Below are 26,828 nucleotides of genomic sequence, written 5' to 3'. Positions count from 1 at the left end.
AATTATCCCTCCACTTTATAATCTTTTAACTATATACTCAATTTTTATATCCTAATATTAAAATTTCCCAATATTATTATATAACTATCTTCTTTAATTATCAAACTTAGTTAGCAAAAATTTATCCTACCACTACTCTATCTTTACCTTCTTTTTTAGCTTGATAGAGATTCTGGTCAACTTCTTTTAAAACCACTTTTCTATTCTTCTCTTCTTCCACCTGATAAACTCCCAAAGAGACTGTAACCTCTATTTCTTCCTCTTGGGGTGTCTGTTGCAGAGCTTTTATATCTTTTTTTATTTTTTTAGCTATTTCTTCTCCCTTTTCTTGAGGACACTTATCTAAAACGATTATAAATTCATCTCCTCCATAACGTCCTACTATATCATTCTTACGAATATTACTTTTTATTTTTTCTACTACATATTTAATTACAAAATCACCAGTTTGATGCCCATACTGATCATTTATTTCCTTAAAATCATCAATATCTAACATAATTATGGAATACATCCCGTATTTATCTTCTAAAAAATCAACTATATATTGGTGATTATAGGTATCAGTCATTTCATCTTTAATTGCTCTCTCATACATTAATTGCGACCGATTCTGTTCATGAGCTATAGTTCGATTTAATTCCACATAATGATACAGTGTAATTAAAATAAAAGACAGAGGAAATAGTAAAAATCTACTATCTGTCATTCCTATATTAATATTAAAAGTAGACAAGATCATCATATTAATCGGCGCATATAAAGTAAACAAAGTAGTAATAAAAATAACTTTTGCTATATAAGAATTCTTTAAATTAACTGCTGTAGCATATAACCAAGTTACTAAATTAATTGTCATGAAAAGATTAAGCACATTCCAATAATTAACAAACCCAATTAAAGCAGAAAACCTTATTAAACCAAATAATAATACAAATAATAATATAATTCCCGCAATCATATTTACCCTCTTTTTAAATTGTTTATATAATCCAATAGAAGTGAAAATAACCATTATGCAATTGCTAGCCATGATTATTTTTTTAAAAGCAAGCAAAGATATGGGCAAAGTATAAAAAGTTATATAATCAAAAATAGGAGGTATTAAAAAAATATTAGCTAAAATATAATAAATATATTCATTATCCCTATTAGGGCTAATAATTACAATATACATTAAAAGTAATAAATTAACTAATACTATACCAATCACTACTAAATAAAAATAATAAAAAAGGAATTTAAATAATTCATAAATTTTATTTGTAAAATCAATTGTAGAAATCATCAAAGGCAAATTCAAAGTACCAATTTCATAAGCCCCATAGGCTTTAACCTTAATTTCATTACGACTCTTAATTAATTGCTCTGGAATTGAATATTTTGCAAACTGATTCCAAATGTTACTGTTATGATCCTGATAATCGCCACTACCACCAATTAAAAATCCGTTGAAATAAATTTTATACCACTGAGCAGTAAATTGATAAACTATCAACTCATAATTATCACCATTTAATTCATTCAACTTTTCCCCACTAATAGTGGTCTTAAATTGATATTGATGAGGGTCTCCTTCTTTTAAACGATAATAATTCATTCCATTTTCTTTTTGAGGTGAGGTAAAAGAGTCTAATTTAATTATTTGGTCATCGTTCTTTTTTAATAAATTCATCATATTAATTTGAACTATAGTAAATAGCACAACTATCAACATACAAAATCCCAAGTAGAAATAAAGACTATTATCTAAAGTTTTATTATTAATCTTATCCACCATCTATGACACAACTCCTTCAAATTTAATATAGAATTTGATTTTTTATTACATAAAATTTATCATTTTCTTTATTTTGTATATCTTTAATTAATTTATTCTACATTTATAATTATTTACCTTTATTAGATTAAGATTGCAAAAAATATTAAAAGGTCAGCCTGATATTAGGCTGACCTTAGTTTTATTTATTAATATTTAATTGGGCTCGTTCATTGAAGAAAGTCTTATACCCTAAATAAACAAAAATAACTATTGTTAATGACACGCTTCCAGCGATCCCCATCATGATAGCAATTTGATATCTAATTGCCGACAGAGGAGCCTCACCAGATAAAATTTGACCTGTCATCATTCCTGGTAAAAATACAATTCCCATGCCCATCATAGAATTAATAGTTGGTAAAATAGCAGAACTAAATGCTTTATTTACAATTTCTCTAGTAGCACGTTTAGGAGTTACTCCTAACATCAAAGCCGCTTCAATTTGTGCTCTTTTTTCTTTAACTCCCGATATCAATCGCTGTACTCCTAGAGAAATACCCGTCATTGAATTACCAATTAACATCCCTGAAATAGGAATGAAATATCTTGAATAATACCATGGTTCTAAATTAATAACTACTAATAAAAAGAAAAATATACTTGTTAAAGTTCCACTTAACATAGAAATAGCTATTACTAATTTAAGTTTTTTATTTATTATTCCATCTACTCGTTGATAAATATTATAAATAGCAAATCCTTCCATGATAAAAATCACTATAAGAGTAAAAGCATAATGATTCTGTTGGAAAATATAAGTGAGTAAATAACCTACTATTACTAACTGTAAAGTCATTCTAATTGTAGCAAGTATAATTTCTTTCTCATGGTCAATTTTTCTTAATTTAACAATAGCTAATAAAATCAGAATAAATACATAAGCGGCTGCCAATTGATACAATGATAGCTCCATTGCTTGATTCATTATTTTTTATTGCTCCTTTTTAAACTATTTTCCCCTCTTTAACTTCAAAGGTATTATCCCCATAATTTTGAGCAATATTAAGAGAATGAGTAACCATAATTAATGTAATATCATTGTGGTGACCATAGTTAGCCAACTGCTGAATTACTTTTTCTTCGGTAGCTTGGTCAAGGGCTGAAGAAGGTTCATCTAATAATAAAACCTCACGATTCAATAATAAACTACGTGCTAAAGCCAAACGTTGCTTTTCTCCCCCAGATAAAAGATCAACAGATGTTGATAGTTTCTTATCTAATTGCATTTGCTGCATCATCTGTTTTAACTTCTCTTCTTTAGGTACTTGCCTGCCAGTCATTTCAAATCCTACTTGCAGTTCTTGACCAACTGTCTCAGTAAAAGTAACTGGTTGCTGGGAAATCATAATTACCTCTTGCCGTAGTTCAATTGGATCCCACTTTTCTACATCTTGACCTCGATATAACACTTGGCCCTCATCTACACTAACTAAATTATTTAATAGTTTCAGCAAGGTAGTTTTACCCCCTCCACTAGGGCCAACAATACAAGTTATTTCATCAGCAGGAAACTTTAGTTCTTTGATATCTAATACATCCTTAAATTTAACATTTTCTAAAGAAAACATAGCCGCCTCCCAATTGCAAGGATTAATTTAATTACATATATTAGTTATAATTATAAAAACAATTAGTTAAATACTATTTATAATATATTTATTACCAGGAATCAATGATTCTCTGACTTTCAATCTTAGTCTTAATAGTATCTAAATTCTTTCCTAAGTTACTTTCAATGGAGCCAATCATAACACCTTCTACTAATGGAGCAGTACTAACTGCTATATTATTGTAACCCTCTAACTCTAATAATTTTAATGCCTCTCTTGCATTAGTAATCGAACTACCTATATCACCTAAAATTAAAATCCCATCAGTCATATCATACAAATTTTCTACAGTCTCTACAATTTGATCTATATCAGTTCCAATTCGTCCGTCTCTATCTCCTCCAATTGCTCTAACTGGAACTTCTCTTGGAACTAATTCAGAAGCTAATTCATTAACACCTTCTGCAATTTTTGGATTATGTGCTACAGCTACTATACCAATCATTTTTTTCCCTCCTTTTTTTATTTCTAAACAATAAAATAATTGTACTTGCTTTAATTTTATCAGATTTGAAAGAAAATTTCATCTTATATCGGCAAAAGCTTTTAATATTTTCATTCCAAATATTGGTAATAATAATCATGGGCTCCTATACCAATAAAAAAAGAGCTATATAAGGCATGTTCAAAACTTAACATACCATACATAGCTCATAAAAACAACCAAAATTTTAATTAAACCTAATTTCTTAATTATTTCTATATTTACGAACAATATCAAATGTTTGATCATCACTTTCTACGAAATCATCAATTCCTGCATTAGTTAATACATTATTATTAGCTGATTTTTGAGATAATTTAATAAAGTTTTGCTTTAATTTGCTTAATAATCTACTTGATAAACCAGCTCTTCCTGCTATTACATCTTTAGGAATTGCTTCTGTTTCCTTAATAATTTTTAATTTTTCTATAGCCAAACCAGATTCTTGTGCTCTAGCCCAAGCTTCATCATAAGTTGCCCCTACATCAACTTTATTATTTAAAACTCCTTTAATTACTTTATCATGATTACCTAAAAATTGAATACTATCTAAATCATGCTGCAAATTAACTCCTGCTTGTTGAATTAAGTTCTTAGGGTAAATGTATCCCGAAGCAGATAAAGGGTCTACAAAGCCAATAGAACGATTTTTTAACTCATTTAATTGCTCTACTCCACTATCTTTTCTAGTGAAAATATAACCCTGATAACTAGGTTGACCATTAATTACAGGAGTTACAAGGGGTTCTATATCTGCTTTTTCACTTGCTTCTACATAGGCTAAAGGTGAAAACCATCCTACATCAATTAATTGTTGATCAATATAATTTATTAATGATTCATAATCTGCTACAATAATAGTTTTAGCCTCTTTGCCTAAACTAGCACTAACTTGATTAAGAATAGGTACATATAACTTTTTAACTACCTCTGGTTTAGCAAATGGATTGACTCCAAATATTATAGTATCATCATCTTTTTCTTGCACTGATTTTTGATGCAAATCATATCCTATTTGATTAAGGTTTTTAGAATAATCTAAGACATCTTCACTATTTTGACTCTGCTCTTTAATAATTGAATAAGCTTTTTGGACCTTATCTGAAATTTTAACTGATTCTTGCGTAATTGAATCTACAGCTATAGTAGATTGACTTGTAGCACTTGCCTGAGATTCAGTTTGAGTTGACAATTCCTCAGCTAAATCAATAATCCGATTAATATTATCAGTAATATCATCAAATCCATCAATTGATTTCTGTGAAATATCTTCTACATCAGCAATTTCATCTACACCATCTGCAATGATTTGACTAGTATTTTCTACCTCATTATTAATCTCATTAATAGTGGTCTGTATTTCATTTGTTAATTCATCTGTTTCTTCCGATAGACTCTTTATTTCTTCAGCAACTACTGTAAATCCTTGACCTGCTTCTCCTGCTCTAGCTGCCTCAATAGAAGCATTTAGAGCGAGTAAGTCTATTTGGTCAGTGATCTCTTTAATTCTATCTAATAAACTTGATATACTTTGTGACACTTCTCGCAAATCATCAATTGACTGACTAGATTGCTCTACGTTATCCGATACATCAATTAATGTTTCAGCCGCTTCTTTAATCCATTTCTTATTTTTTTGAGCCGAAGATAAAGCCACTTTACAAACTTCTTCTAAAGAATCAGTTTTATCACTAATAACTTCAGAAGAAGAAGATAGTTCCTCAATAGAAGCTGATATCTCTTCTATACTAGCAGCATTATCTTCAGCTCCAGAAGCAATTTCCTCAAATAACTCAGTTAAATCTTGTATCTTTGTGTTATTATCTTTAATTAGCCAGATTAATTGCTGCGCTTTAAAAGAAACGTTCTCTGATAAATCAAGTAAATTTTTCTCTTCAGAATCATTTTTAAAACGCAGCCACTGAACAGTATAAAAACCTGCAACTACAGCAATGACAGCTAACAAAATAACATTGATAGCATTTAATTTGTTCCAAGAGAAACTAAAAGCAATAATTAATAGCCATGTTAAAAGCACAAATTTATTTAGTAGTTTATTCATTTAATTCATCTCCCTATTTTTTAGGCAGATCTCTAGTAGCAACGATATTAACCCCCGTATCTAAAATGTTTTCAATTACTACATCACCTAATTCTACCGGTGCTTCTAATTCTACTTTAGCTATCTCTTCCATTGCTTCATCTAATAATCCTTTAGGCATTGGCTCATCAGTCTTCACTGGGACTAATGGTAACACCCCACCTTTGACTCTAGCAGTAGTCGGCAAAATACGTGTCGGATTACGATATTCATTCTTAACATACTCTATCCCGGCTTGACAACTATTACCGTCGATATCTACAATATCATCATCCTCATTAACTTCTAGTTCTACATCGCAGCCCATTGGACAACTTATACAAGTGATTTCTACTGTTTCACTCATTATTCTCCCTCCTTCACAATATCAACCTTTAGACTATCCATATCATCAGATATCATCTGCTCTGGAACAGGGAAAGTAATCATTTCTCCCGGTTCTACTCTCCGCTCATTCTTATCTAATAACTTCTTATCTCCACTATATAAATTAATTGTTACATGTTCCATTGGTTTCTTACATCTCATATATAAATCAACTAGTTTTCTATCTTCTACGTCATTAGTTATCTTTTGGGGAACAATATAACCTACATTTTCACCTGGATTCACTTCGATTTCTTGCTCTCTTTTATCAATGCCACCTTGCAGATAGTTAGCGGCTGTCTTACCTGCTACCAAACTTTCTTCTGTTACCCAGTCTACTAAGTCGTGTACATGCAGGACATTACCACAAGCAAAGATACCTTCAATATTTGTTTCTCGACCTTCATTCACAATTGGCCCTCCTGTGACATCATGCATCTTGACTCCGGCATCTTTTGATAGTTCATTCTCTGGAATTAAGCCTACTGATAATAATAATGTGTCACATTCAATTTTATATTCTGTACCTGGAATTGGCTGCATATTTTCATCAACTTCTGCTACCGTAACTGCTTCTAAACGATCTTTACCGTGGATTTCTGTTACTGTCTGCTGCATTCTTAGTGGAATATCAAAATCATCTAAGCACTGCACAATATTTCGCACTAGTCCACCAGAGAAAGGCATGATTTCTAAGACGGCTTCTACCTCTGCACCTTCTAAATGCATTCTTCGCGCCATAATTAAGCCAATATCACCAGAACCTAATATCACTACTTTTTCACCGGGAATCCACTGCTCCATATTCACATATCTCTGTGCAGTTCCTGCACTATAAACTCCCGCTGGTCTAGTTCCAGGAATATCAATGGCTTCTCTCGTTCTTTCTCGGCAACCCATTGCTAAAATTACTGCTTCAGCATCGATATAAAGCATTCCATCATCAGAATTAATAGCATAGACATCTTTTTCAGGCGTTACTTCTAACACCATAGTATCTAGTTTAATATCTACACCACGCTCTCTGACATTCTCCATAAATTGCTGTGCGTATTCAGGACCTGTTAGCTCTTCACCAAAATAATGCAAACCAAAGCCATTATGAATACACTGCTGTAAAATACCGCCTAACTCAAAATCTCTTTCTAAAATTAAGATATCTCTAACCCCTTGGTCATATGCTTCCTGTGCTGCTGCTAATCCTGCTGGCCCTCCACCGACTACTACTAATTCGTATTCTTGTTTATTCATTATCTGACACCTCTTCCTCATTCAGTAAAGGCTCTTTTGTTCTTTCTCTTAAAAGTTTTGATTCTTCACTTTCTAGTACCACTTCATTTTCTGGAATCCCTAATTCTTCAGATAATATATTAACTACTTTTGGTTCACAGAATCCACCTTGGCATCGTCCGGAACCTGGTCTAACTCTTCGTTTAATATCATTAACTGTTCTTGCTCCTACTGGTTCTCTAATTGCCTCTAAAATTTCTCCTTTAGTCACTGATTCACAACGACAGATAATCTGACCATAATTCTCGTCCTCTTCTACCAATTTAGCCTGCTCTTCATGACTCATGTGTCTAAACTTAGGAGGTCCTTCATAATTAGGATCAAAGTCTGGGTCTTCTTTTAAACCTCCTATTTCTTCTTCTACAATACCTACTACCTTTTCTGCAATTGCTGGTGCAGATGCTAATCCAGGTGATTGAATTCCTGCTACATTAATAAAACCAGGCACTTCATCACTAGCTTCAATTAAAAAGTCACCAGTCTCTGTAATGGCTGGTCTTAAACCTGCAAACTCTCTAATCACATTTCGTTTACTTAACTCAGGTATTGTCTTCTGGGCTCCATTTAAAACTTCATCTAGTCCTTCTCTTGTAGTTGATTTATTTTCTACACTTTCAATCACTTCTGCATTTGGGCCAATTAAAACATTTCCTTCATCAGTTGGCGTTACTACAATCCCTTTAGTGATTTTAGTTGGCACTGGGAAAACAGTTGTTTGTACATCAATATCTGCCTGCTTATCATATAAATAATATTCCCCACGGCGAGGAGTAATCTCAAATTTATCTATCCCGACCATATTAGCTATTTTATCAGCGTACAAGCCTGCTGCATTAATTACAATATCAGCTTCAATATCTCCTTTAGCCGTCTTCACTAACTTAGTCTCACCTTTATCTTCAATATCTTCTACTCCCGCTTCTAAATAGACATCGGCTCCATTCATAGCGGCATTATTTGCTAAAGCTACGGTTAATTCAAACGGATTTACTATTCCTGCTGTCGGTGCATGTAATGCTGCTATAGCATCATCTGCTAAATGAGGTTCTAAATCATAAATGTCGTCACCTTTAACAATCTCTAAATCCGGCACTCCATTTTCTTGTCCCTTTTCTAATAGTTCTTCTAACTTAGGCAACTTCTCTTCTTCTTTAGCTACTACCAAAGCTCCTAACCATTCAATTGGAACATCTAACTCATGTTGAATTCGTTCATGATATAGCTGATTTCCCCGCATATTTAGTCTACCTTTTAGTTTATCAGGATCTGCATTAAATCCAGCATGAATTAATGCTGTATTTGCTTTAGTAGTTCCTGTACATAAACTAGGTTCTTTTTCTACTAAAGTAATATCTAAATCATACCGGCTTAATTCTCTTGCCGCGAAACATCCAGTTACTCCGCCACCGATAATTAAAATATCTGTTTTGTCTTTCAAAATTATTCCCTCCCTAAAGTGATTAATCGAATTTTAAAATTATAGAAACCACATTTAAGTTCCCACATTGAACGCACTTATCCCTAGGAAAACTTAAATGTGGTTTCTTTTATATTTTCTACCACAATATCTATTTATTTAATTCTGATTGTTGCTATTCCCTTCCCACTATAGTTAAAACTTTTGTAGTTTGTAGTGATAAATGCCGCAAGGGTATTAACGCCCTCTGCGGCATTTATATTTGATTTTCTTGCACATTAAGTGCGCAAGCTATATGCATTGCTTTATTGCTAGTTCATAAATTACTGAGCATTTACTAGGTATCCCTCCGTGTTTTTTAAAAAGCGAAAAAACACTTCGTGTAGCCCTAGTCGCTTAAGCTATTGCAGATTAAGTGCGCAAGCTATATGCTTAGTTTTATTGCTAGTTACTTACTCTTCTGCCCAATCCTTTGCTCTGCCTACTGCTTTTTGCCATCCAGCATATAACTTTTCTTTTTCTTCTTCGCCCATTTCTGGTTGGAAAGTAGTATCTATTCTGCGCTTCTCTAATACTTCTTCTTTACTATTCCAATACCCTACTGCTAATCCGGCTAAATATGCTGCTCCTAAAGCAGTAGTCTCTGTATACTCTGGTCTTTCTACTGGAGTACCTAAGATATCTGCCTGGAACTGCATTAAGAAGTCATTATTTACTGCTCCACCATCAACTGCTAATTCTTTTAAGTTAATTCCTGAATCTGCTTCCATAGCATCTAACACATCTCGTGTTTGATAAGCTAAAGATTCTAAAGTAGCTCTAATAATATGGTCTTTATTAGTTCCTCGAGTTAAACCAACTATTGTACCTCGAGCATACATATCCCAGTATGGAGCTCCTAAACCGGTAAAGGCTGGCACTACATAGACACCATCTGTGCCGTCTACTTTATTAGCAAAGTATTCAGAGTCTGGGGCTTCTTCTACTAAGCTCATTTCATCTCTTAACCACTGAATTGCTGCTCCAGCTACAAAGATACTTCCTTCTAGAGCATATTTAGCTCCACCGTCAGCACTAGCAGCGATTGTAGTTAATAATTGATTTTCTGATTTAACTGCTTCTTTACCCGTATTCATTAATAAGAAACAACCTGTTCCGTAAGTATTCTTAGCCATACCTTTGTCATAACATCCTTGACCGAATAAGGCAGCTTGTTGGTCACCAGCAATACCAGCGATTGGAACATTTTCACCAAAGAAGTGATAGTCTACTGTTTCGCCATAAACTTCACTACTTGATTTAGCTTCTGGTAACATTGACTTTGGAATATCTAACATATCCAATAACTCGTCATCCCATTCTAAGTCATGAATATTAAAGATCATTGTTCGGGAAGCATTTGTATAGTCTGTAACATGAACTTCTCCGCCAGTTAATTTCCAAATTAACCAACTATCCATAGTACCAAATCTCAACTTACCTTCTTCAGCTCTTTCTCTAGCACCTTCTACATTATCTAACAACCACTTAATCTTAGTTCCAGAGAAATAAGCATCAAGAATTAAACCAGTTTTTTCTTGGATAGGATCTTTATAACCTTGTTCTTCTAAGTCATCACAAATACTAGCAGTTCTTCTATCTTGCCAAACAATTGCATTATGAATTGGCTTACCTGTTTCCGCATCCCAAACTACTGTAGTTTCACGCTGATTAGTAATACCGATTCCGTCTATTTCGCTAGCTACAATATCTGCTTTGCCTAAAGCATCAGCTATAACACCAATTGTTGTACCCCAAATTTCATTAGCATCATGCTCAACCCAACCTGGATTTGGATAGTGCTGAGTAAATTCCTTCTGTGCTACACTAACTTCTTCTCCAGCCTTATTAAACACAATTGCTCTAGAACTAGTTGTTCCTTGGTCAATGGATAAAATGTAATTTCCCACAATAAAAGCCCCCTTTAGTTTTTATACAGCTTTAAAATTAGTATCTTTGCCCCAAATTCATCTATATAAAACTACTTTATAAACCTCTCAATAGATGTTACAAAACATTAAAAATTTAAACCCTCTACTATTATTATTTCTATTATATTATTAGGGTTTTATTTTTTTAACTTAGGAAATATCTCAAATTATATTATAAAGAATAAATTTGTAAAATTATAATAGCTTATAAACAAATGTAAGATCTATATTACATTGCTGATAAAATATAGCCACCGATTATGCCACCGATTATAGCAAACGTAAGAGAAGGAATAGACTTTTTAATATCGTTACCTTGCACAATACCGAAAGCCATAATTCCTATTCCAGCAGCCCAAGCCATATCAACCCATGGCGCTCCTTGTCCTTGTACAACTAATCCTGCACCGTGATTTGCTAACCAACTAGTACCAACAACAAAACCACCTGCTGCCATACCTCCAAACATGCCACCTTCTTCTGCACCTTTACCCCAAATCATCAGAATCAAAAATGGAAATAACATTCCTCCAAAAATTGTCGTTGCAATTGCATCAATCCCCATTGATTACACCTCCAAGTATTATTATGTCACAAATTCAAATCAACAGACTACTAAATTTAACTATTTTCTGCTATTACATCAGTTACTATTGATGCAAAGATCCCACCTAAAATTGCTCCAACAGCCATCCAAAATAAAGTAGGCATTGCTGCTGCGATAGGCTTACCTCTAAATACTCCGTTCATTGTTCCAGCGATCCCGATTGCTACTGCCATATCAATTGCAACTGCACCATCAGGTAAATAAAACGCTCCTACATAGTGATTTAAAGCCCAGACTAGAGCAACTACTAATGGTCCACCAAGCCAACCTCCAGCAGTTCCAAAAGCTTCAGTGAACAGTCCCCAAATGGCGAATACGAATACTCCGGCAATTGCTCCACCAACCATAGTACCTAAATATTTCTTCATTAAAATGAACCCCCTTTTTTTAATTACTTCCAATTTCTAAATTTTCAGAATTTTCAGAAAATTATTTTCTCCTGAACTATCCCCCTTTCTAAATCTTATTATATATACTAAAAGAGTTCACCTAGCTCTCATGCAGCAATGACCATACGCCACTGCTATAGTAATTCCAACTAGATAAACTCTTATAGTCTTATAACTGATTAACTTAATAATATTGTTCAAGTTATATGTTAATAAGTTGTAATCAGATAAATTATATTAATTGTAGTTATACTTATAGTCTTGCCCATACAAAAAACCCCTATTTAACTTCACAGACCTAGATACACCATAATTATAAGTGGGATGCACTTATTCTGTAAAAGTTAAATAGGGGTTCTCTATATATTCTACCCTGTTAACTTTTAATTAATTATATATTATATTTTTCTTGCCTCAATCAATCTAATTTAATTATAACAGCACTTTATAATTTTTTCAAGGGTTATTTGTGTTTTTTTACAACTTTTTTTGTGATTATGACGAAATAATTGCTTCAAAGCCTAATTCAGTTATTTAATTTGTACTTTGTCACAAATTTATCAAACTTTCTTTTGGGCCAACTCTACAGGATCTAAAGCTGCTATTACTTCATCTAAATCCTTGCCAAAACTCGATTGCAAAGCAGCATTAATAGCCCCTTCCACTAAAGGAGCATTTACTATTTTAAATTTTTCCTGCTCTTCTTCTGAGAAAAATTCAAAAGCCAGCTCAGTATTCATTACTGAACTCCCCATATCAGCTAAAATTATTACCCCATCAGCATTATTTAAGTTAGTCAAGGCTTCATAAATCAAATTAGAGTCTGTTCCTAACCTACCATCTTTAGTACCTCCTACTGCCTCTAAAGGTACATCCCCTTGCATCATCTCTGCTGCTAATTCTTTTGCTCCTTGCGCAACTTCTTTACTATGCGAAACAATTAGTATTCCTACCATATTAACACCTCAACCTTCTAAATTATTTCTTTAATAATTGTTTCAATTATCATATAACTTGAAGTTGCACCAGGATCTTGATGCCCCTTACTTCTTTCTCCTAAATAACTAGCCCGTCCTTTTTTAGCTACCAAGGGAATAGTACTTTCTTTTCCTTCTTCTGCTGCCTCTAAACAATCTTGCAAAGCTTCTTCTAACTCTACTCCCGCTTCATAATCTTCCTTCAAAGCATTAACAGCAGGAATAATTGCATCAAGCATTGTTTTATCTCCTTGCTCTGCCTTACCCCGCATCTTTATCCCTTCTATTACTGCTTCTCCTATTTTTACAGCATTCTTTAGCGATAGATCTTCCTCCATTACTTTACTTGCCTGTAAAAATGCTGTGCCATATAATGGTCCAGAAGCTCCACCAACATTAGAAATTAATGTCATGGCTACTTTTTTGACCACTGCACTATTACTATCAAACTCTGCAGATTCAAACTCTTCTTTAACTTCAGAAAAGCCACGTGCCATATTAATCCCATGGTCACCATCACCAATAGCAGAGTCTAACTTAGTTAAATATTGTTTATTATCAATTATTTTATCAGCTATTTTATTAAATACTTCTTCTGTTTTATTCATACTATCCCTCCTAAATAATTTTACTATAATATTTATGAGCTGTGGATATTATCGTATTTTTAATTAAACCACAGCCCATAAGCAGAATCTTTTCCAATAATTAAACTAAGATAAATTTTATTTTAATAAATCAACTGCTGTAGGAGCGTCTAATAATTCTTTTAATTCATCATCTAATTTTAACAATGTAACTGATAATCCAGCCATCTCTAATGAAGTCATATACTCTCCAACAAAGGTTTTATAGATATCTATATTTTTAGCACCTAAAATTTCATTTACTTTTCTATTAGCTATATAAAGTTCCATTAATGGAGTACCGCCCATACCATTAACTATTACTGCAACTTCATCATTAGCGCTAAAAGGTAAATCTTCTATAACATCCGTAACTAAATTATTTACAATCTCATCAGCTGATTTAACTTCTGTTCTTTCTGTTCCCGGCTCACCATGAATCCCAATCCCTAATTCCATTTCATTCTCTTCTAAACTAAAAGTAGATTCATCTGCTGCTGGAACACGGCAAGGATACAAGGCCATACCTTTAGTTCTAACATTAGCGACTACTTTTTCCGCTATCTCCTTTACTTCTTGCAAACTAGCCCCTTGTGCTGCTAACGCACCTGCAATTTTGTGAACAAAGATAGTTCCTGCAACACCTCTACGTCCGCTTGTATAAGTACTATCTTCTACAGCTACATCATCATTAACTACTACATGGGCTGTTTCGATACCGTCTGCTTCTGCCATATCCTCTGCCATCTCAAAATTCATTACATCGCCAGTATAATTCTTAATTACCAAAAATACCCCATTACCACTGTCAACTGCTTTAATAGCTTCATAAACAGCATCTGGAGTTGGAGAAGTAAATACATCACCTGCTACAGCAGCATCTAACATTCCGGGGCCAACATAGCCTCCATGAGTAGGTTCGTGCCCACTACCACCGCCACTAACTAAAGCAACCTTATCCACTGGAGCATCTGCTCTAACTAAGACATTTTGGTCTTTTAACTTCTTATATCTGTCTGGTTCTGCTGCTACTACGCCCGCTAACATTTCTTCCACTACATCATCTGGATTATTAACTAATTTCTTCTTCATCATTATCCCCCCTGTTTTTTTATCTTGCTTTAAAGAATATTACCAGCAGCAAACATATGTTTTATAATATAAAAAGAGCTTATTTAGTCAGATACAGCTATCCCAACTAAATAAACTCTTATAATCTTATAATGGGCTATTTGTTTTTAATTTATCTTTAAAATATAAAATAGATAAACTTAAACTTATAATGTTATATTAGACATAATAAAAATTTATTATTCATTAAAAAAAACCCCTATTTAACTTACAGATGGAATATTACTCAATTTAAAGCTAGTACTCCCCAACCTGTATAAGTTAAATAGGGATTCTCTATATTTTCTACCCTTTAACTCACTTATTAAGTTAAAACAACAATTAAATTATACTATATAATCCGACATTTTTCAATCTTTATTTATAATTTTCCCATAAATCTGTTTGACTGGTAGAAATAGCAGTCACATCTTTGTCTAAAATTTCTGAGACTTGTTCGCGATTTCTAACTAATCCTCCAGCAATAATTGGGATATCTAATTTACTCTTTAATTTATCCACCATTGTCGGTACTACTAAACCTGGCAGCACTTCAATCAAATCAGGATTAGTACTTTTTACAATATTCACTCCTGTCTTTAATGATTCAGAATCTAGCATAAATAATCTCTGAATTGTAATTAAGTTTTCTTTTTTAGCTGCCTTAATCAGATAGCTCTTAGTAGTCATAATGCCATCAATACCTATCTCTTGAGCCAAGTATCTAATTGCTTCTTTATCTTTGCCAATTCCTTTGACCATATCAATATGCAAAAATACTAATACATCTAAATCCATTGCCTTCTCAATTATCTCATTTAAGTCCGAGAGTCTACTCCGCAAAATGAAAATCACATCAATCTTATCTTTAGGTACCTGTTCTAAGTCATCAACATCTTTAATCGCTGCAATAATCGGATGATCCTTTAAAATTTTTTCAATGTACATTTAATCTACCTCTTTCCAATATCAATAATAATTCAATTCCATTGCACTGAACAGCTCATATGAATTATTTAATTATAATTTAGTATATTACCTTTAATATATTAATTATGTCTATTTCTAGTTTCTCCTTTTTATTTTTTGATTTTTTAGACAAAGAATATTTAATTTCGACCTTTTACTCCTTGATGATTTTTCCATCTTTCATAATTACTTCATTATCTAATTTAACAGTCGGGTTTTCAATAATACCATCTAAGTGACTAGCTACTTCTATTTCTCCCCCCATCGTAGAATTATCTCCTATAGCTACATGAACTGTGCTCATCACTTTTTCATCTTCTAATATATTTCCTATTAGTTGCGCTTGGTCATTGGTTCCAATTCCTAATTCAGCAATATTCCTAGCATCTTGACCATAAGGAGCAATTATCTCCTTTAATTTTTCTGCTGCTGTTCCTCCTTTAATATCTGTTACATAACCATCAGCAACAATTAATTCTATTTCATCAGTATGTACTTCAGCTCCACTCATTGAACCATCAACTACAAACTTACCATTAGCTTTTCCTTCTAGTGGAGCTATATACGCTTCTCCCGCTGGTAAGTTTCCAAAATCACCTGGTTGATGATAAATGCCCGTATCAGGATGTCCTTTTCTTTCTTCTAATACTAATTCTAAATCTGTTCCATTAGGAGCAGTGATTTTAGCTTTCTTAGCTCTACTTAGTTTCTCAGCTAAACTCTCACTACGTTCTTTAATCCGTTGGTAATCAGCATTTAAAGTCCGTTTCATCATCTCTGCTGTAATTCCTGGTAATGTAACAGCTCTTGTTCCTGATTTACAAGCTTCAACTCTAGCTGCAGTATGAGATAAAGATTTAGTAGTTGGCATAATTACTACATCAGCATCCTTCATTGCTTCTGCTATTGTAGTTGGCGGTTCTGCTCCATGATTTTCTCGTTCTAACATTTTTATTAACATTACTTCCGCTCCAATATTTTCGCCTGCTTGATAGATCGCTTCACCAATTTCTTGCCGTAATTGGTCAACTACCACTAACACTTCCTCTTCTGCTTCTACTGCTAAACAATCTTTAACTACTATTTGTGCTGCCTTTGCTAATTCACTCATTTTTTCTTCTTCACTCCCTATTTCTAGTTTGAAACTTAATCATTACAATTATTCTTCCTCAAGATGACCATTTTTTAATTCAGAATAATATTTCGCTGCACCACCAACAATAGCAATCCCAAAAGAAATAGCTCCAGCAATCATTAAGGTATTAATTGCATTTTCAACACCTTGTAAATATTCTCCTTTAATCATATGATACATCATATAATAAGCTGGCACTCCAGGCACAAGAGGCAAAATACCTGCTACAATAAATACCGTTGCCGGTAGTTTGTTAAATCGCGCAAAAATTTCTCCACAAACTCCTACTGTCATCGCTGCAATAAAAGTTGAAAATACTATACTATTAGTTAAATTTTGCGCCAACAAAAATCCACCCCAACTAATTGTCCCAGTTAATCCTACTGAAATCAAACTGCTTTTAGGAGCTTGCAGCAAAATTCCAAAACCTAATACTAAAATGAAATTAGCCACCAAATCTAATATTATTCTCATAAGTTTAACCCACCTAGAGACAAGGCTACTCCTGCTGCTAAACTAATCGAACTTAATATTACTTCTGTACCTCTACTAGTAGCAGAAATCAAATCATTATCAATAGCATCACGAATTGCATTAGTAGCACTTACTCCCGGTACAAAAGCTAAAATACCACTGACAGTAACTACACTCAAATTATAATTAGCTGCACCAAAACGATGGAATAATACTGCTACTAAACCAGCGATAAATCCAGCAATCATTTCTGGGATATAATTGATCTCTTTTAAAAAACCACTCTGTTTAATCATCAATTGACTAGCAAAACTAGCAATTAAAGCCGGAAAGAAGTTAATATAATTCGCTCTTACTAAAATTACATACATCGCACAAGCAATAGAAGTTAAACTTGTAACAGTTAAAAAACTATACTCTGGTCCATCTGCTTCAATCTTTTGCAGTTGGGCCAAAGCTTGTTGAAAAGACAAAGTTTCTTCCTGTAACTGTCGTGAAAAATTATTAATTTTACTGATTTTATCTAAATTTATAGTTCTATTATGGACTCGCTTCAATTTTGTATGTACATATTCACCATCGTCAATAGAAAGAAAAATTCCTGTCGGAGTCACAAAACTTTCAACATCATCTACTCCATAAGCATGACAAATCTCCATGATTGTATCTTCCGTACGATAAATTTCTGCTCCATTAGTTAAAATTATTTTCCCTGCTAATCCTGCTACTTTTAATACTTGCCGTGCAGTAAGCACTAAAAACAACCTGCTTATAAAAACCTATGCAAAACTATACATAGACCACAATCATACAGGATTAGATCGTGTTAGGTATAATCGCTTGATTATAATCTTCCTTACTGCCCTTAATATTTATAATATTAAGGTACTAGAAAGATACAGGTGTTACCCGTCCCTAAATTTTACATTCTAGGCAAAGTCCTTTCTCTATGTGGTGCTTTGCCCTATCTAAACTATTAGAAAATTAATTCTTTTAATCAGGTCATAATTATTAAGCGATCCCCAACAATCTCTTCCTGTATCTGGAATATGCATAGTCTTTACTATAAGCAGGATTTTCACCACCTTTCTTTTTAATATTTTTAATCAAAGTTTTAATTAAATAATCAATCTTGCCCCATTTAGACCATTGGGAACTAGAAATAAATTTTGTGAATTTAACTCTCTTTAAATAACTACTCATAACTTGGATTAATTGTTTTGGAATTCGTTCATTAAAACCTAAAGCCCTTCTGCCAATTACTAATGCAGCCGAATTATGAACACTTATTCCAAACTGATGCTGGTACTTATATTTCCCAATGATGCTAGTAAAGGCGGGATTGATTTTAATAACTTCTATTCCTTTACGCTTACATCCTCTCTCTAAAAAAGTCAACAACTTTCTATATACAAATTGATGTGAAGCCCTTTCAAATTTCTTATTCCCATAACGATTGCGTTTGAACTCTAAATCTTCAATCGCTACAGAATATCCTTTTTCTTTAATAAACTCAACTACTTCTTTTGCTAATTCACCACAAAGATTAGTCCGCCTATTACCTTTAGCAGAAGTTAATTCAGGATTAGTTATACATTTATGCCATTTATAATTACCTTCTTGGTCAAGACAAGTTAAAGCAAAACCATCTGGGTTAGTGTCTATTCCTATAATTCCTACTTGTTCAGGATTAGCAGATTTAATTTCTGGCGTTTTCTCTTCAATAGTTATATGAACAAAATATTGATTATCTTTATGGATAACTTCTACATAATAAGGTTTCTCTTTGTTAACAGCTTTTAAGACCATACTTTTATAATCTCTACCGTTAACCTCACCCTCTAAATTCTCCTTTTGCGGTAAATAAAGCGGGACTTTAATATACTCATATCTACTACTATTCTTTTTGACACTAGTATTAATCCTTAAAAAGATATTATCTTCTTTATCTAAAACAATGCGCGTATTAAGATTCCCTTTTTTAGTCTTATCTCCGCGAGAACAGAATTTATTGTTACGAAGTTCTTTCCATTCTTGATTGGAAATCTTCCCTTCACACCTAGCTTTATAATTTTCTTTACCTCCAAAAATAACTTTAGGAATTGTACCATTATCTAAATGTTTTTGATATTTTTCTAACTTCCGTTGATATTTATCCAACTTTGTTTTTAAAGCATGGATTTTTTGTTTGGATTTTGCTATTTTTAATTCCTGCTTAACCTGTTTAACCTTAGATTTATAATTACTGTGATATTCTTTTACTAATTCCTTTTGCGAAGATATAATACTATCTGCTTTCATAACTGCATCTTTAGCATATCTAGAGTTAAGTTTATATTTACTCTGCAGTAATTTCTCCAAATCACCTTTATTCATTGAATCATAAGCATCAGGCTTTCTACGATTAAAAGCAAATCTGATTGCTGAAGAAAACTTAAGCATAAGGTTATTAATTTTTTCGCTTTCCTCTGAAGGCATCTCTAGTAATTTAGCTTTAATTGTTGTCTTCATTACTAGCACCTTCTTTATTTATCCCAATTATCTTAGTTGTTTCATATCTTTTTAAATATTTCATTTTATCACCTCTAGATATAGTATATACTATATCTAAATATGGAATTAAAAAGTCTTTTGCCTTGATTTGAATAATTTTACATCAATATTTTGCAACTGCTTAAACCTCCTAAAAAAGACAGACAGTAAGACAGCAAACATATCACTGATTACTCTTTACTGTTCTTACTGTCTTTTCTCTTTACTATTTTTCTTCTTTTCTCTTTACTCATCACTGATTACTCTTTACTGTTCTTATCTCTTATTCTGGCTTAATTTATAAATTCGAAACACATCTTCTTTATCTAAAGACTTAAAGTTACCAACAGGACCGCCACTAGTACACTTATCGGCCATTTCTTCTAATTTATTCGTTGGCACACCTAATTCTTCTAAGCTAACTGGTAATCCAATTGAGCTAAAGAATTCTCTGGTTTTTTCAATTCCTTTCTTAGCAGTCTGTTCTACATTATAAAAGTCTGGATCTACATTCCATACATCTACAGCAAACTGAGCAAATCTTTCTACATGTTCTTGATGGACATACTCCATCCAAGCTGGGAAGATAACTGCTAATCCTGCTCCATGTGCTACGTCATATAAAGCACTCAGTTCATGTTCAATAGCATGAGAGGCCCAATCTTCTTCGCGGCCTGTACCTAACAAGTCATTATGAGCAATAGTTCCCGCCCACATAATCTCAGCTCGAGCATCATAGTTTTTAGGTTCTTTTAAAGCACATGGAGTATTATTAATGATTGTCCGCAAAGTTCCAGCACATAACTTATCAGTTAATTCTACATCTTCCGTTTTAGTAAAGTAACGTTCCATAATATGAGCCATCATATCTGCTGCTCCACAAGCAGTTTGATAATCAGGCAATGTATAAGTGATTTCAGGATTCAAAATAGAAAATTGTGGTCGTAATTTATTACTACCAATATCCCATTTCAAATCTTCTTCTTCATTAGTAACTACAGCAGCAGGACTTGTTTCACTACCAGCAGCTGGAATAGTTAAGACAGTACCAACTGGCAAAGCTGTTTCAATTTCAGCTTCTCCTGCGAAAAAGTCCCAAACATCTCCTTCATAAGGTACTCCAGCAGCAATACTTTTAGCAGAATCAATAACACTGCCGCCCCCCACTGCTAAAATAAAATCAATATCTTTTTCACGGCAGATTTCAATTCCTTCTTCTACTAAACTCAAACGAGGATTAGGCTGCACTCCACCTAATTCTGTAACTTCAACTCCTGCTTCTTCTAAGGAATCTATCACATCATCATAAACACCATATTTCTTAATACTGCCACCACCGTAATGCAATAACACATGGTCGCTATATTCTTTAACTTCCGTTCCTACTGTTTTTTCTTTATCGCGTCCAAAAATAACCTTTGTCGAATTCTGAAAAGTAAAATTCTGCACACTAATCACCCTTTCTAGTTTGGATTTACTACTTCAATATCAATTCCTTGTGCTTTGAATTGTGGTACTACTTCTTTCTTATTAGCTACAATGACAGTTAAAAATCGTTGTGGATAAGTATGTTGGGCAAAAGTCTGCTGTACTTCTGAGGCAGTTAATTGATTATATTCAGTGATAAACTGATTCACATAATCAACCTGCCGCCCTCTAATTTCTGCATTATAGATTATTTGTCCTAAAATATCAACCTGCTGTTGATATGATTTAGGTAATAAAGCATTATACAAATTAATATTCTCTTCTAATTCTTTTTTAGTTATTTTATTCTTTGCTGTTTTAATTGCTGACATCTCTTCCTTGATTGCTTTAATTGTTTGGTGAACCCTATTAGGTTTTACTTCTGTATTAACATAATAAATTCCTCCCCAACGATTATATTCTGGTCGAGAATATATACTATACACATAACCTTTATCGCTACGCAAATTCTTCATTAAACGACTGCTAAAGGAGCCTCCCCCATAAACTCGATTAGCCATTTTAAACGCTATCCGGTCTTCAAATCCAGAGCGATAAAAGTTATAGCCCATACGAATTTTAGCTTGCGTGGCATCAGGCTTATTAACAACTAGTATTTTATTTTGAGGGCTAGTATCCATCTTTAACTGCCGCTCTTTTAGTTTCACTTCTTTTTCTGACCAACTAGCAAATTCATCTTTAACTAATTTTTCTATCTTATCTGCATCTACATCTCCTACCACTCCTAAAATTACATTATTAGGAGCAATATTCTGCTGATAAAATTGCTTTAAACTCTGAGGAGTAATATTAGCTAAAGTTTGCAACCTTAAATCATAATTATTGGCAAAAGAATAGGGATGATTGTGATAAATATTCTTAGCAAAATACATATCTAATAATGAACCCTGTCTAGTCTTAGCTTGGGCCAAGCCGCGCTTAGTCTCCTGCTTAATCCGCTGATAATAATCCGCTTTAAAATCAGGATGCTGCAAAATATCTGCAATTAAGGATAACAAATCTTTTTTATCACTACTTAGAGCACTACCAGAAAATTTATAATAGTCTTTTTTAACACTAAAGCCAAAATCAATTCCATGTAGTTCTTTATACTTAGCTAATTCCTGTTGCCCATAATTTTGAGTTCCAGTATTCATCATTTCAAACATAAATTTTGAAATACCAGCTATTTCTTTCTTTTCTTGTCTCTGTCCACCCTCTATATAACCCGTCACTTCTACTGTCGGATAACTATCATCTTCTACCACATATAATACTAATTTATTATCTAGCTCAATCCGTTTATAATCCGGTAACTTAATGTAAGGTGCTTTATTCTTTCCCTGCGCTAATTCTTTATATAATTCTTGACTAAATTCTACTTTAGCCGCAGCCGAAACAGACATCACTACTAATATAAGTATTACTAAACTACAATAGTAAAATAATTTATTACTCATCACTGCCACCCTTTCTTTAAACCTCTATATTTTTCTTTTATCTTTTTTCTGATTACTCATTACTGTTTCACTGTCTTACTGTCTTACTATTTGCTTTGGTAATATATAACCTATAGTTCGATCTTGCTGCTTAAAATATTTTTTAGCTGCTGCTACAATATCGGCCTCAGTTAAATTTTTCAATGTGCTCAACTGCTCTTTATATAACTCAGGATTATCAAACCTGACTACTCCTTGAGCTAAGATATTGGCCTTAGTACCCGTATCACGCTGATTAAAGATCATAGTCTTCAAACTATTTTTCTTAACTATCTCTAATTCTTCTTTTGTAATTCCTTTTCTTTTTATTCTTTGCAATTGATGATCAAAACTGTTCCGCACACGATCAACTAATTGTTCTGAAGTAGGAATTAAATAAAGTAAAGCAAATCCCTCTTTTCTTAAACCTTGCACATTACTTCCTGCCTCTAAAATAAGACGCTGTTTTTGTTTTAAATGTTCTTTAACCCGCGAACTAGAATTATTGACCAAAATATCCATTAATGCTTTAATAGCTATTATATCTTCATCATTAGCAGCAGGAATAGGATAGATCATTTGAATAAATGGAACTCGAGTTACTTTACGCACTGTAACTTCCTGTTCTTTTTTCTGTTGTGGCTTTGCAAATTGAATCCGCTCTATTTTCTGAGCTTGATAATCCCCATAATACTTCTGAGCTAATCTTTTAACTTGCTGGGGTTTAACATCTCCTGACACTACTAAAGCTGCATTATTAGGAGCATAATACTGTCTATAATAATCTTTCATATTCTGTAAATCAATCTGATTCAAATCTTCCATCCAGCCAATGATTTGATGTTCTAAAGGAGTATTGGCCCAGGCCTTAGACTGCACTTCTTCTAAAGAAGACCAAAATACACTATTTTCTACTCTTTTGCGTCGTTCTTGTTTCACAACCTTTTTCTCGCGTCTAAATTCTTGGGGATTAATAGCTAAATTCCTCATTCGATCAGATTCAATCGCCATTGCTAATTCTAATTTAGAAGACGGTAATTCTTCATAATACTTTGTATAATCATAAAAAGTCCCCGCATTATTACTCCCGCCCACAGATTTAACTAAGTTATGAATTTGACCTTTGTTTAGAGTTTCAGTACCTAAAAACATAGTATGTTCTAAAAGATGTGAAATACCAGAAATTCCATCTCGCTCATCAATTGAACCTACTTTATACCAGACTGAAAAATTCACTAAAGGCAATTGATGATCTTCCAAAACATAAATTTCTAATCCATTATCCAATTTAAATTCTGTATAATTTATTTCAGGAATAAAAACTTCGGATGTAGTTTCTTTTTGGGCTAAAGTTGCTCCATTACCTAAACTAATTAATAATAGAGATAATAAGATTATTATTTTGAGTTTCTTTTTCATAATTTTTCCTCCCTAGATAAAATTAATCTTTAATCAACTTTCTTATAACTTATTGTAATAGTTTAACATCTAAAATTCAAATGCAGTTACAAAAAATTAAAAAGCTTGACCCCCAGGCCAAGCTTTTTGCTATATTAAATATGACTATAATCTTTCTTCAATTTCATCAAGAGTTGGTAGTGCTGACATAGCTCCTTTATCAGAGACTGCTAAAGCCCCTGAAATACTAGCTAATTTAGCAGTCTTAGCTAAAAAATCACTACTCAATTCTGCTAAAGATTGATCAGTGTGATTAATTTGATATAAAACACCTGATACAAATGCATCTCCTGCTCCTGTAGTATCTACAGCTTCAACATCTAAAGATTCAACAAACTCTAACTCACCTTGATAGTAATAATAAGCTCCTTTGCTCCCCCAAGTAATATAAATTAATGGAATATCATATTCTTGAGCTAACTCTTGAGCTCCTTTTTCGGCATCCATAGTTCCAGTTATAAATTCTAATTCTTCTTCTGAAATTTTAAGAATGTCAACATCATCTAATACAGACATAATTCTTGTCTTAGCAACCTCAGCATTACTCCACAAATTCATCCGTAAATTAGGATCATAAGAGACTAAAATATCATTTTTTTGTGCCATTTGAACTGCATATTTTGTTGAACTCCGAGCTGGATCATCAATTAATGAAATAGAACCAAAGTGTAAAATCTTATTTTCTTTAAATAAATCTATATTAATCTCTTCAGGCCTTAAAAATCTATCAGCGCTAGGGTCAATATAAAAACTAAAACTGCGGTCTCCATCTTGGTCTAAAGTAACAAATGTGATAGCAGTTCTAGCTTCATCTGTTAATAACATTTCTTCTGTATTAACACCATTATCATTTAAAGTTTTAGCTAAAAAATTACCTAAAACATCGTCACCTACTTTACCTACAAAAGTAGTCTCAACACCTAAACGACTTAAACCTACCGCTACATTAGCTGGAGCCCCACCAGGACTTTTTTTAAACTCCATATTATCATCATCTAAAGGAGTGAAATCAATCAAAGCTTCCCCTAAAGTAATAACTCCATTCATACTAACTCACCTCACTTTTAATTATTCAATTCCCATTTTCTAACTTGATTTAATTTTACTGCACCACTATGAGCAAAAAACTTAATATCCTGACTTGATGGTTGAGGATAAATTCTCGTTGTAAAGACCTTCTTCCCATCATTAACAAAAAGTTCAATAGAGGAAGTATCCATAAAGAAATGTAACTGCAATTGTTCCGTCTCATCAATTTCACAGCGGCGAACTCCATCTTCTCCTCGCCCTGAATTACTGCGGTCAAAAGATAATTCACTTGTTTCTTGGTCATAAGTAATTACCGTTTCTTCACTTCCATCAGCTGCACATCTGAGTTTAACACCAAATTCTGCTGCATCTTCAATTTCAAATTCAGCTATCAATTCTAAAACATCACCATTAATACCTGCTAATTTGATTATTTCATCTTGCAGTTTTAAATTATGATACTCTTCTTTTGCTCCGCGTAATTTCTTCATCTCAGATACAGGCTTTTGCAACACTTGATTGTCAGCACCTAACTCTAGAACCCGCGGAATTGTCAAAGTGTGCACCCAGCCATTATCCCGTTCAACATAATATTCTTCTTGGTCTGGCAATCCCATCCAAGCTAATAAGATTCTTCGCCCTTGCTCATCAAGGGTAGTTTGACTAGCATAAAAATCAAAGCCCTGATCTAATTCTCTAAATCCATTATGTTCTAACTGGCCTGTTTGATAATCCAAATCACCTACTAAATATCCATTTTGATAAATATTATTATATAAATTCTCCTCTGCTGCTACTCCTTGCGGAGCAGCAATCAAAACTTCTTTATCATCTAGCCTAAAGAGATCAGGACATTCCCACATATAACCGAAATCGTCTAACTGCCCTAGATTACTCCCAGCTACTTCTCCTACTAATTCCCACTCTTTCAAATCAGCAGAAGTAAATAATAAAACTCTACCTTCTTGATCTATAGTCTGAGTGCCAATCACCATATACCACTGTCCATCTTTTTGCCATACTTTAGGGTCTCTAAAGTGTCTAGTATAACCAGTAGGTTGATTTTTAATCACAGGACCTAACTTATTAAAATTAATGCCATCTTCAGTTACAGCTAAACATTGATATGTTTCTCTATTATCTGCTTCATCTTTGACATTACCTGTATAAATTAAAGTTAATGTCCCATCATTGTCAACTGCACTACCAGAATAACATCCATGACTTTCATAAGGATTAGCAGGAGCCAGGGCCAAAGGCAGCTCCTGCCAATTTACTAAATCAGTACTCTTTAGATGGGCCCAAAATTTGGACCCATGAGTTGTATCAAAGGGATATAGTTGATGGAATAGATGGTATTCTCCATCAAAATGAATAAAACCATTAGGGTCATTCAACAATCCTGCCGGAGGCATAATATGATACTGCAACCGATAATAATCATCTGCAACTTCTTCTTTTTTTTCTTTCATACTCTGTCTTGCTTTTATTAATAACTCTTTTTCTTTAGACATATT

At 33.2% G+C, this 26,828-nt stretch carries 24 protein-coding genes; all 24 read right to left on the bottom strand.

Annotated elements, in window-relative coordinates:
- Nucleotides 1–121 precede the first annotated feature (121 nt).
- The 24 genes from JOC47_RS04815 to JOC47_RS04700 all read right to left on the bottom strand — a co-directional run bounded on the left by JOC47_RS04815 (nucleotide 122) and on the right by JOC47_RS04700 (nucleotide 26,825).
- A complete protein-coding gene (locus JOC47_RS04815; RefSeq protein ID WP_204700849.1) occupies nucleotides 122–1,780 on the bottom strand; it encodes a diguanylate cyclase in 1,659 nt (552 codons plus the stop codon).
- Between the two features lie 181 nt (nucleotides 1,781–1,961).
- The gene (locus JOC47_RS04810) at nucleotides 1,962–2,747 is read right to left on the bottom strand and encodes an ABC transporter permease (RefSeq protein ID WP_204700848.1); all 786 of its coding nucleotides are present in this window, start codon (nucleotides 2,745–2,747) and stop codon (nucleotides 1,962–1,964) included.
- A gap of 19 nt (nucleotides 2,748–2,766) precedes the next feature.
- Nucleotides 2,767–3,390 carry an ATP-binding cassette domain-containing protein gene (locus tag JOC47_RS04805; protein WP_204700847.1) on the bottom strand — a complete coding sequence of 208 codons (624 nt, stop codon included), beginning with the start codon at nucleotides 3,388–3,390 and terminating at the stop codon, nucleotides 2,767–2,769.
- A 91-nt stretch (nucleotides 3,391–3,481) separates the two neighbouring features.
- Nucleotides 3,482–3,877 carry a dihydroxyacetone kinase phosphoryl donor subunit DhaM gene (gene dhaM / locus JOC47_RS04800; RefSeq protein WP_204700846.1) on the bottom strand — a complete coding sequence of 132 codons (396 nt, stop codon included), beginning with the start codon at nucleotides 3,875–3,877 and terminating at the stop codon, nucleotides 3,482–3,484.
- Between the two features lie 244 nt (nucleotides 3,878–4,121).
- A complete protein-coding gene (gene phnD / locus JOC47_RS04795; RefSeq protein ID WP_204700845.1) occupies nucleotides 4,122–5,978 on the bottom strand; it encodes a phosphate/phosphite/phosphonate ABC transporter substrate-binding protein in 1,857 nt (618 codons plus the stop codon).
- Between the two features lie 13 nt (nucleotides 5,979–5,991).
- On the bottom strand, nucleotides 5,992–6,363 hold the full coding sequence (locus JOC47_RS04790) for a DUF1667 domain-containing protein (protein ID WP_204700844.1): 372 nt from the start codon (nucleotides 6,361–6,363) through the stop codon (nucleotides 5,992–5,994).
- Nucleotides 6,363–7,634, bottom strand: a complete 1,272-nt coding sequence (locus JOC47_RS04785) for an NAD(P)/FAD-dependent oxidoreductase (RefSeq protein WP_204700843.1) — start codon at nucleotides 7,632–7,634, stop codon at nucleotides 6,363–6,365. The genes JOC47_RS04790 and JOC47_RS04785 overlap by 1 nt, the downstream gene beginning before the upstream one ends.
- The gene (locus tag JOC47_RS04780) at nucleotides 7,627–9,111 is read right to left on the bottom strand and encodes an NAD(P)/FAD-dependent oxidoreductase (RefSeq protein WP_204700842.1); all 1,485 of its coding nucleotides are present in this window, start codon (nucleotides 9,109–9,111) and stop codon (nucleotides 7,627–7,629) included. The genes JOC47_RS04785 and JOC47_RS04780 overlap by 8 nt, the downstream gene beginning before the upstream one ends.
- 431 nt (nucleotides 9,112–9,542) lie before the next feature.
- A complete protein-coding gene (glpK, locus tag JOC47_RS04775) occupies nucleotides 9,543–11,039 on the bottom strand; it encodes a glycerol kinase GlpK (RefSeq protein WP_338035321.1) in 1,497 nt (498 codons plus the stop codon).
- Between the two features lie 250 nt (nucleotides 11,040–11,289).
- Nucleotides 11,290–11,625: a Lin0368 family putative glycerol transporter subunit gene (locus JOC47_RS04770; RefSeq protein ID WP_204700841.1), complete on the bottom strand. Its 336-nt coding sequence runs from the start codon at nucleotides 11,623–11,625 to the stop codon at nucleotides 11,290–11,292.
- 56 nt (nucleotides 11,626–11,681) lie between these two features.
- Nucleotides 11,682–12,035 (bottom strand): Lin0368 family putative glycerol transporter subunit, encoded by a 354-nt coding sequence (locus JOC47_RS04765; RefSeq protein ID WP_204700840.1) that lies wholly within the window; start codon nucleotides 12,033–12,035, stop codon nucleotides 11,682–11,684.
- A gap of 581 nt (nucleotides 12,036–12,616) precedes the next feature.
- Complete coding sequence (gene dhaM / locus JOC47_RS04760; RefSeq protein WP_204700839.1) at nucleotides 12,617–13,012, bottom strand: dihydroxyacetone kinase phosphoryl donor subunit DhaM; 396 nt, start codon at nucleotides 13,010–13,012, stop codon at nucleotides 12,617–12,619.
- Between the two features lie 17 nt (nucleotides 13,013–13,029).
- Nucleotides 13,030–13,641 (bottom strand): dihydroxyacetone kinase subunit DhaL, encoded by a 612-nt coding sequence (dhaL, locus tag JOC47_RS04755; protein WP_204700838.1) that lies wholly within the window; start codon nucleotides 13,639–13,641, stop codon nucleotides 13,030–13,032.
- Between the two features lie 117 nt (nucleotides 13,642–13,758).
- The gene (gene dhaK / locus JOC47_RS04750; protein WP_204700837.1) at nucleotides 13,759–14,751 is read right to left on the bottom strand and encodes a dihydroxyacetone kinase subunit DhaK; all 993 of its coding nucleotides are present in this window, start codon (nucleotides 14,749–14,751) and stop codon (nucleotides 13,759–13,761) included.
- 396 nt (nucleotides 14,752–15,147) lie between these two features.
- Nucleotides 15,148–15,717 (bottom strand): glycerol-3-phosphate responsive antiterminator, encoded by a 570-nt coding sequence (locus JOC47_RS04745; protein ID WP_204700836.1) that lies wholly within the window; start codon nucleotides 15,715–15,717, stop codon nucleotides 15,148–15,150.
- A gap of 175 nt (nucleotides 15,718–15,892) precedes the next feature.
- Nucleotides 15,893–16,849, bottom strand: a complete 957-nt coding sequence (locus tag JOC47_RS04740; protein ID WP_204700835.1) for an aminopeptidase — start codon at nucleotides 16,847–16,849, stop codon at nucleotides 15,893–15,895.
- A 48-nt stretch (nucleotides 16,850–16,897) separates the two neighbouring features.
- A complete protein-coding gene (locus tag JOC47_RS04735; RefSeq protein ID WP_204700834.1) occupies nucleotides 16,898–17,347 on the bottom strand; it encodes a threonine/serine exporter family protein in 450 nt (149 codons plus the stop codon).
- Complete coding sequence (locus JOC47_RS04730) at nucleotides 17,344–18,102, bottom strand: threonine/serine exporter family protein (protein ID WP_204700833.1); 759 nt, start codon at nucleotides 18,100–18,102, stop codon at nucleotides 17,344–17,346. Before JOC47_RS04730 ends, JOC47_RS04735 begins: the two co-directional genes overlap by 4 nt.
- Nucleotides 18,103–18,358: 256 nt before the next feature.
- Nucleotides 18,359–19,858, bottom strand: coding sequence for an SSO2105 N-terminal domain-containing protein (locus tag JOC47_RS04725; protein ID WP_204700832.1), 1,500 nt, complete (start codon nucleotides 19,856–19,858; stop codon nucleotides 18,359–18,361).
- Between the two features lie 297 nt (nucleotides 19,859–20,155).
- Nucleotides 20,156–21,328, bottom strand: coding sequence for an iron-containing alcohol dehydrogenase (locus JOC47_RS04720; protein WP_204700831.1), 1,173 nt, complete (start codon nucleotides 21,326–21,328; stop codon nucleotides 20,156–20,158).
- A gap of 14 nt (nucleotides 21,329–21,342) precedes the next feature.
- Nucleotides 21,343–22,806 carry a M16 family metallopeptidase gene (locus tag JOC47_RS04715; RefSeq protein ID WP_204700830.1) on the bottom strand — a complete coding sequence of 488 codons (1,464 nt, stop codon included), beginning with the start codon at nucleotides 22,804–22,806 and terminating at the stop codon, nucleotides 21,343–21,345.
- 75 nt (nucleotides 22,807–22,881) lie between these two features.
- Complete coding sequence (locus tag JOC47_RS04710) at nucleotides 22,882–24,243, bottom strand: M16 family metallopeptidase (protein ID WP_204700829.1); 1,362 nt, start codon at nucleotides 24,241–24,243, stop codon at nucleotides 22,882–22,884.
- A 144-nt stretch (nucleotides 24,244–24,387) separates the two neighbouring features.
- A complete protein-coding gene (locus JOC47_RS04705; RefSeq protein WP_204700828.1) occupies nucleotides 24,388–25,329 on the bottom strand; it encodes a carbohydrate kinase family protein in 942 nt (313 codons plus the stop codon).
- Between the two features lie 17 nt (nucleotides 25,330–25,346).
- Complete coding sequence (locus JOC47_RS04700; protein WP_204700827.1) at nucleotides 25,347–26,825, bottom strand: glycoside hydrolase family 32 protein; 1,479 nt, start codon at nucleotides 26,823–26,825, stop codon at nucleotides 25,347–25,349.
- Nucleotides 26,826–26,828 lie beyond the last annotated feature (3 nt).

The organism is Halanaerobacter jeridensis (assembly GCF_016908315.1).
Taxonomy (GTDB): Bacteria; Bacillota; Halanaerobiia; order Halobacteroidales; family Halobacteroidaceae; genus Halanaerobacter; species Halanaerobacter jeridensis.
Note: the sequence above shows the minus strand (reverse complement) of the source record. Positions and strands in the feature narration are given on the sequence as shown.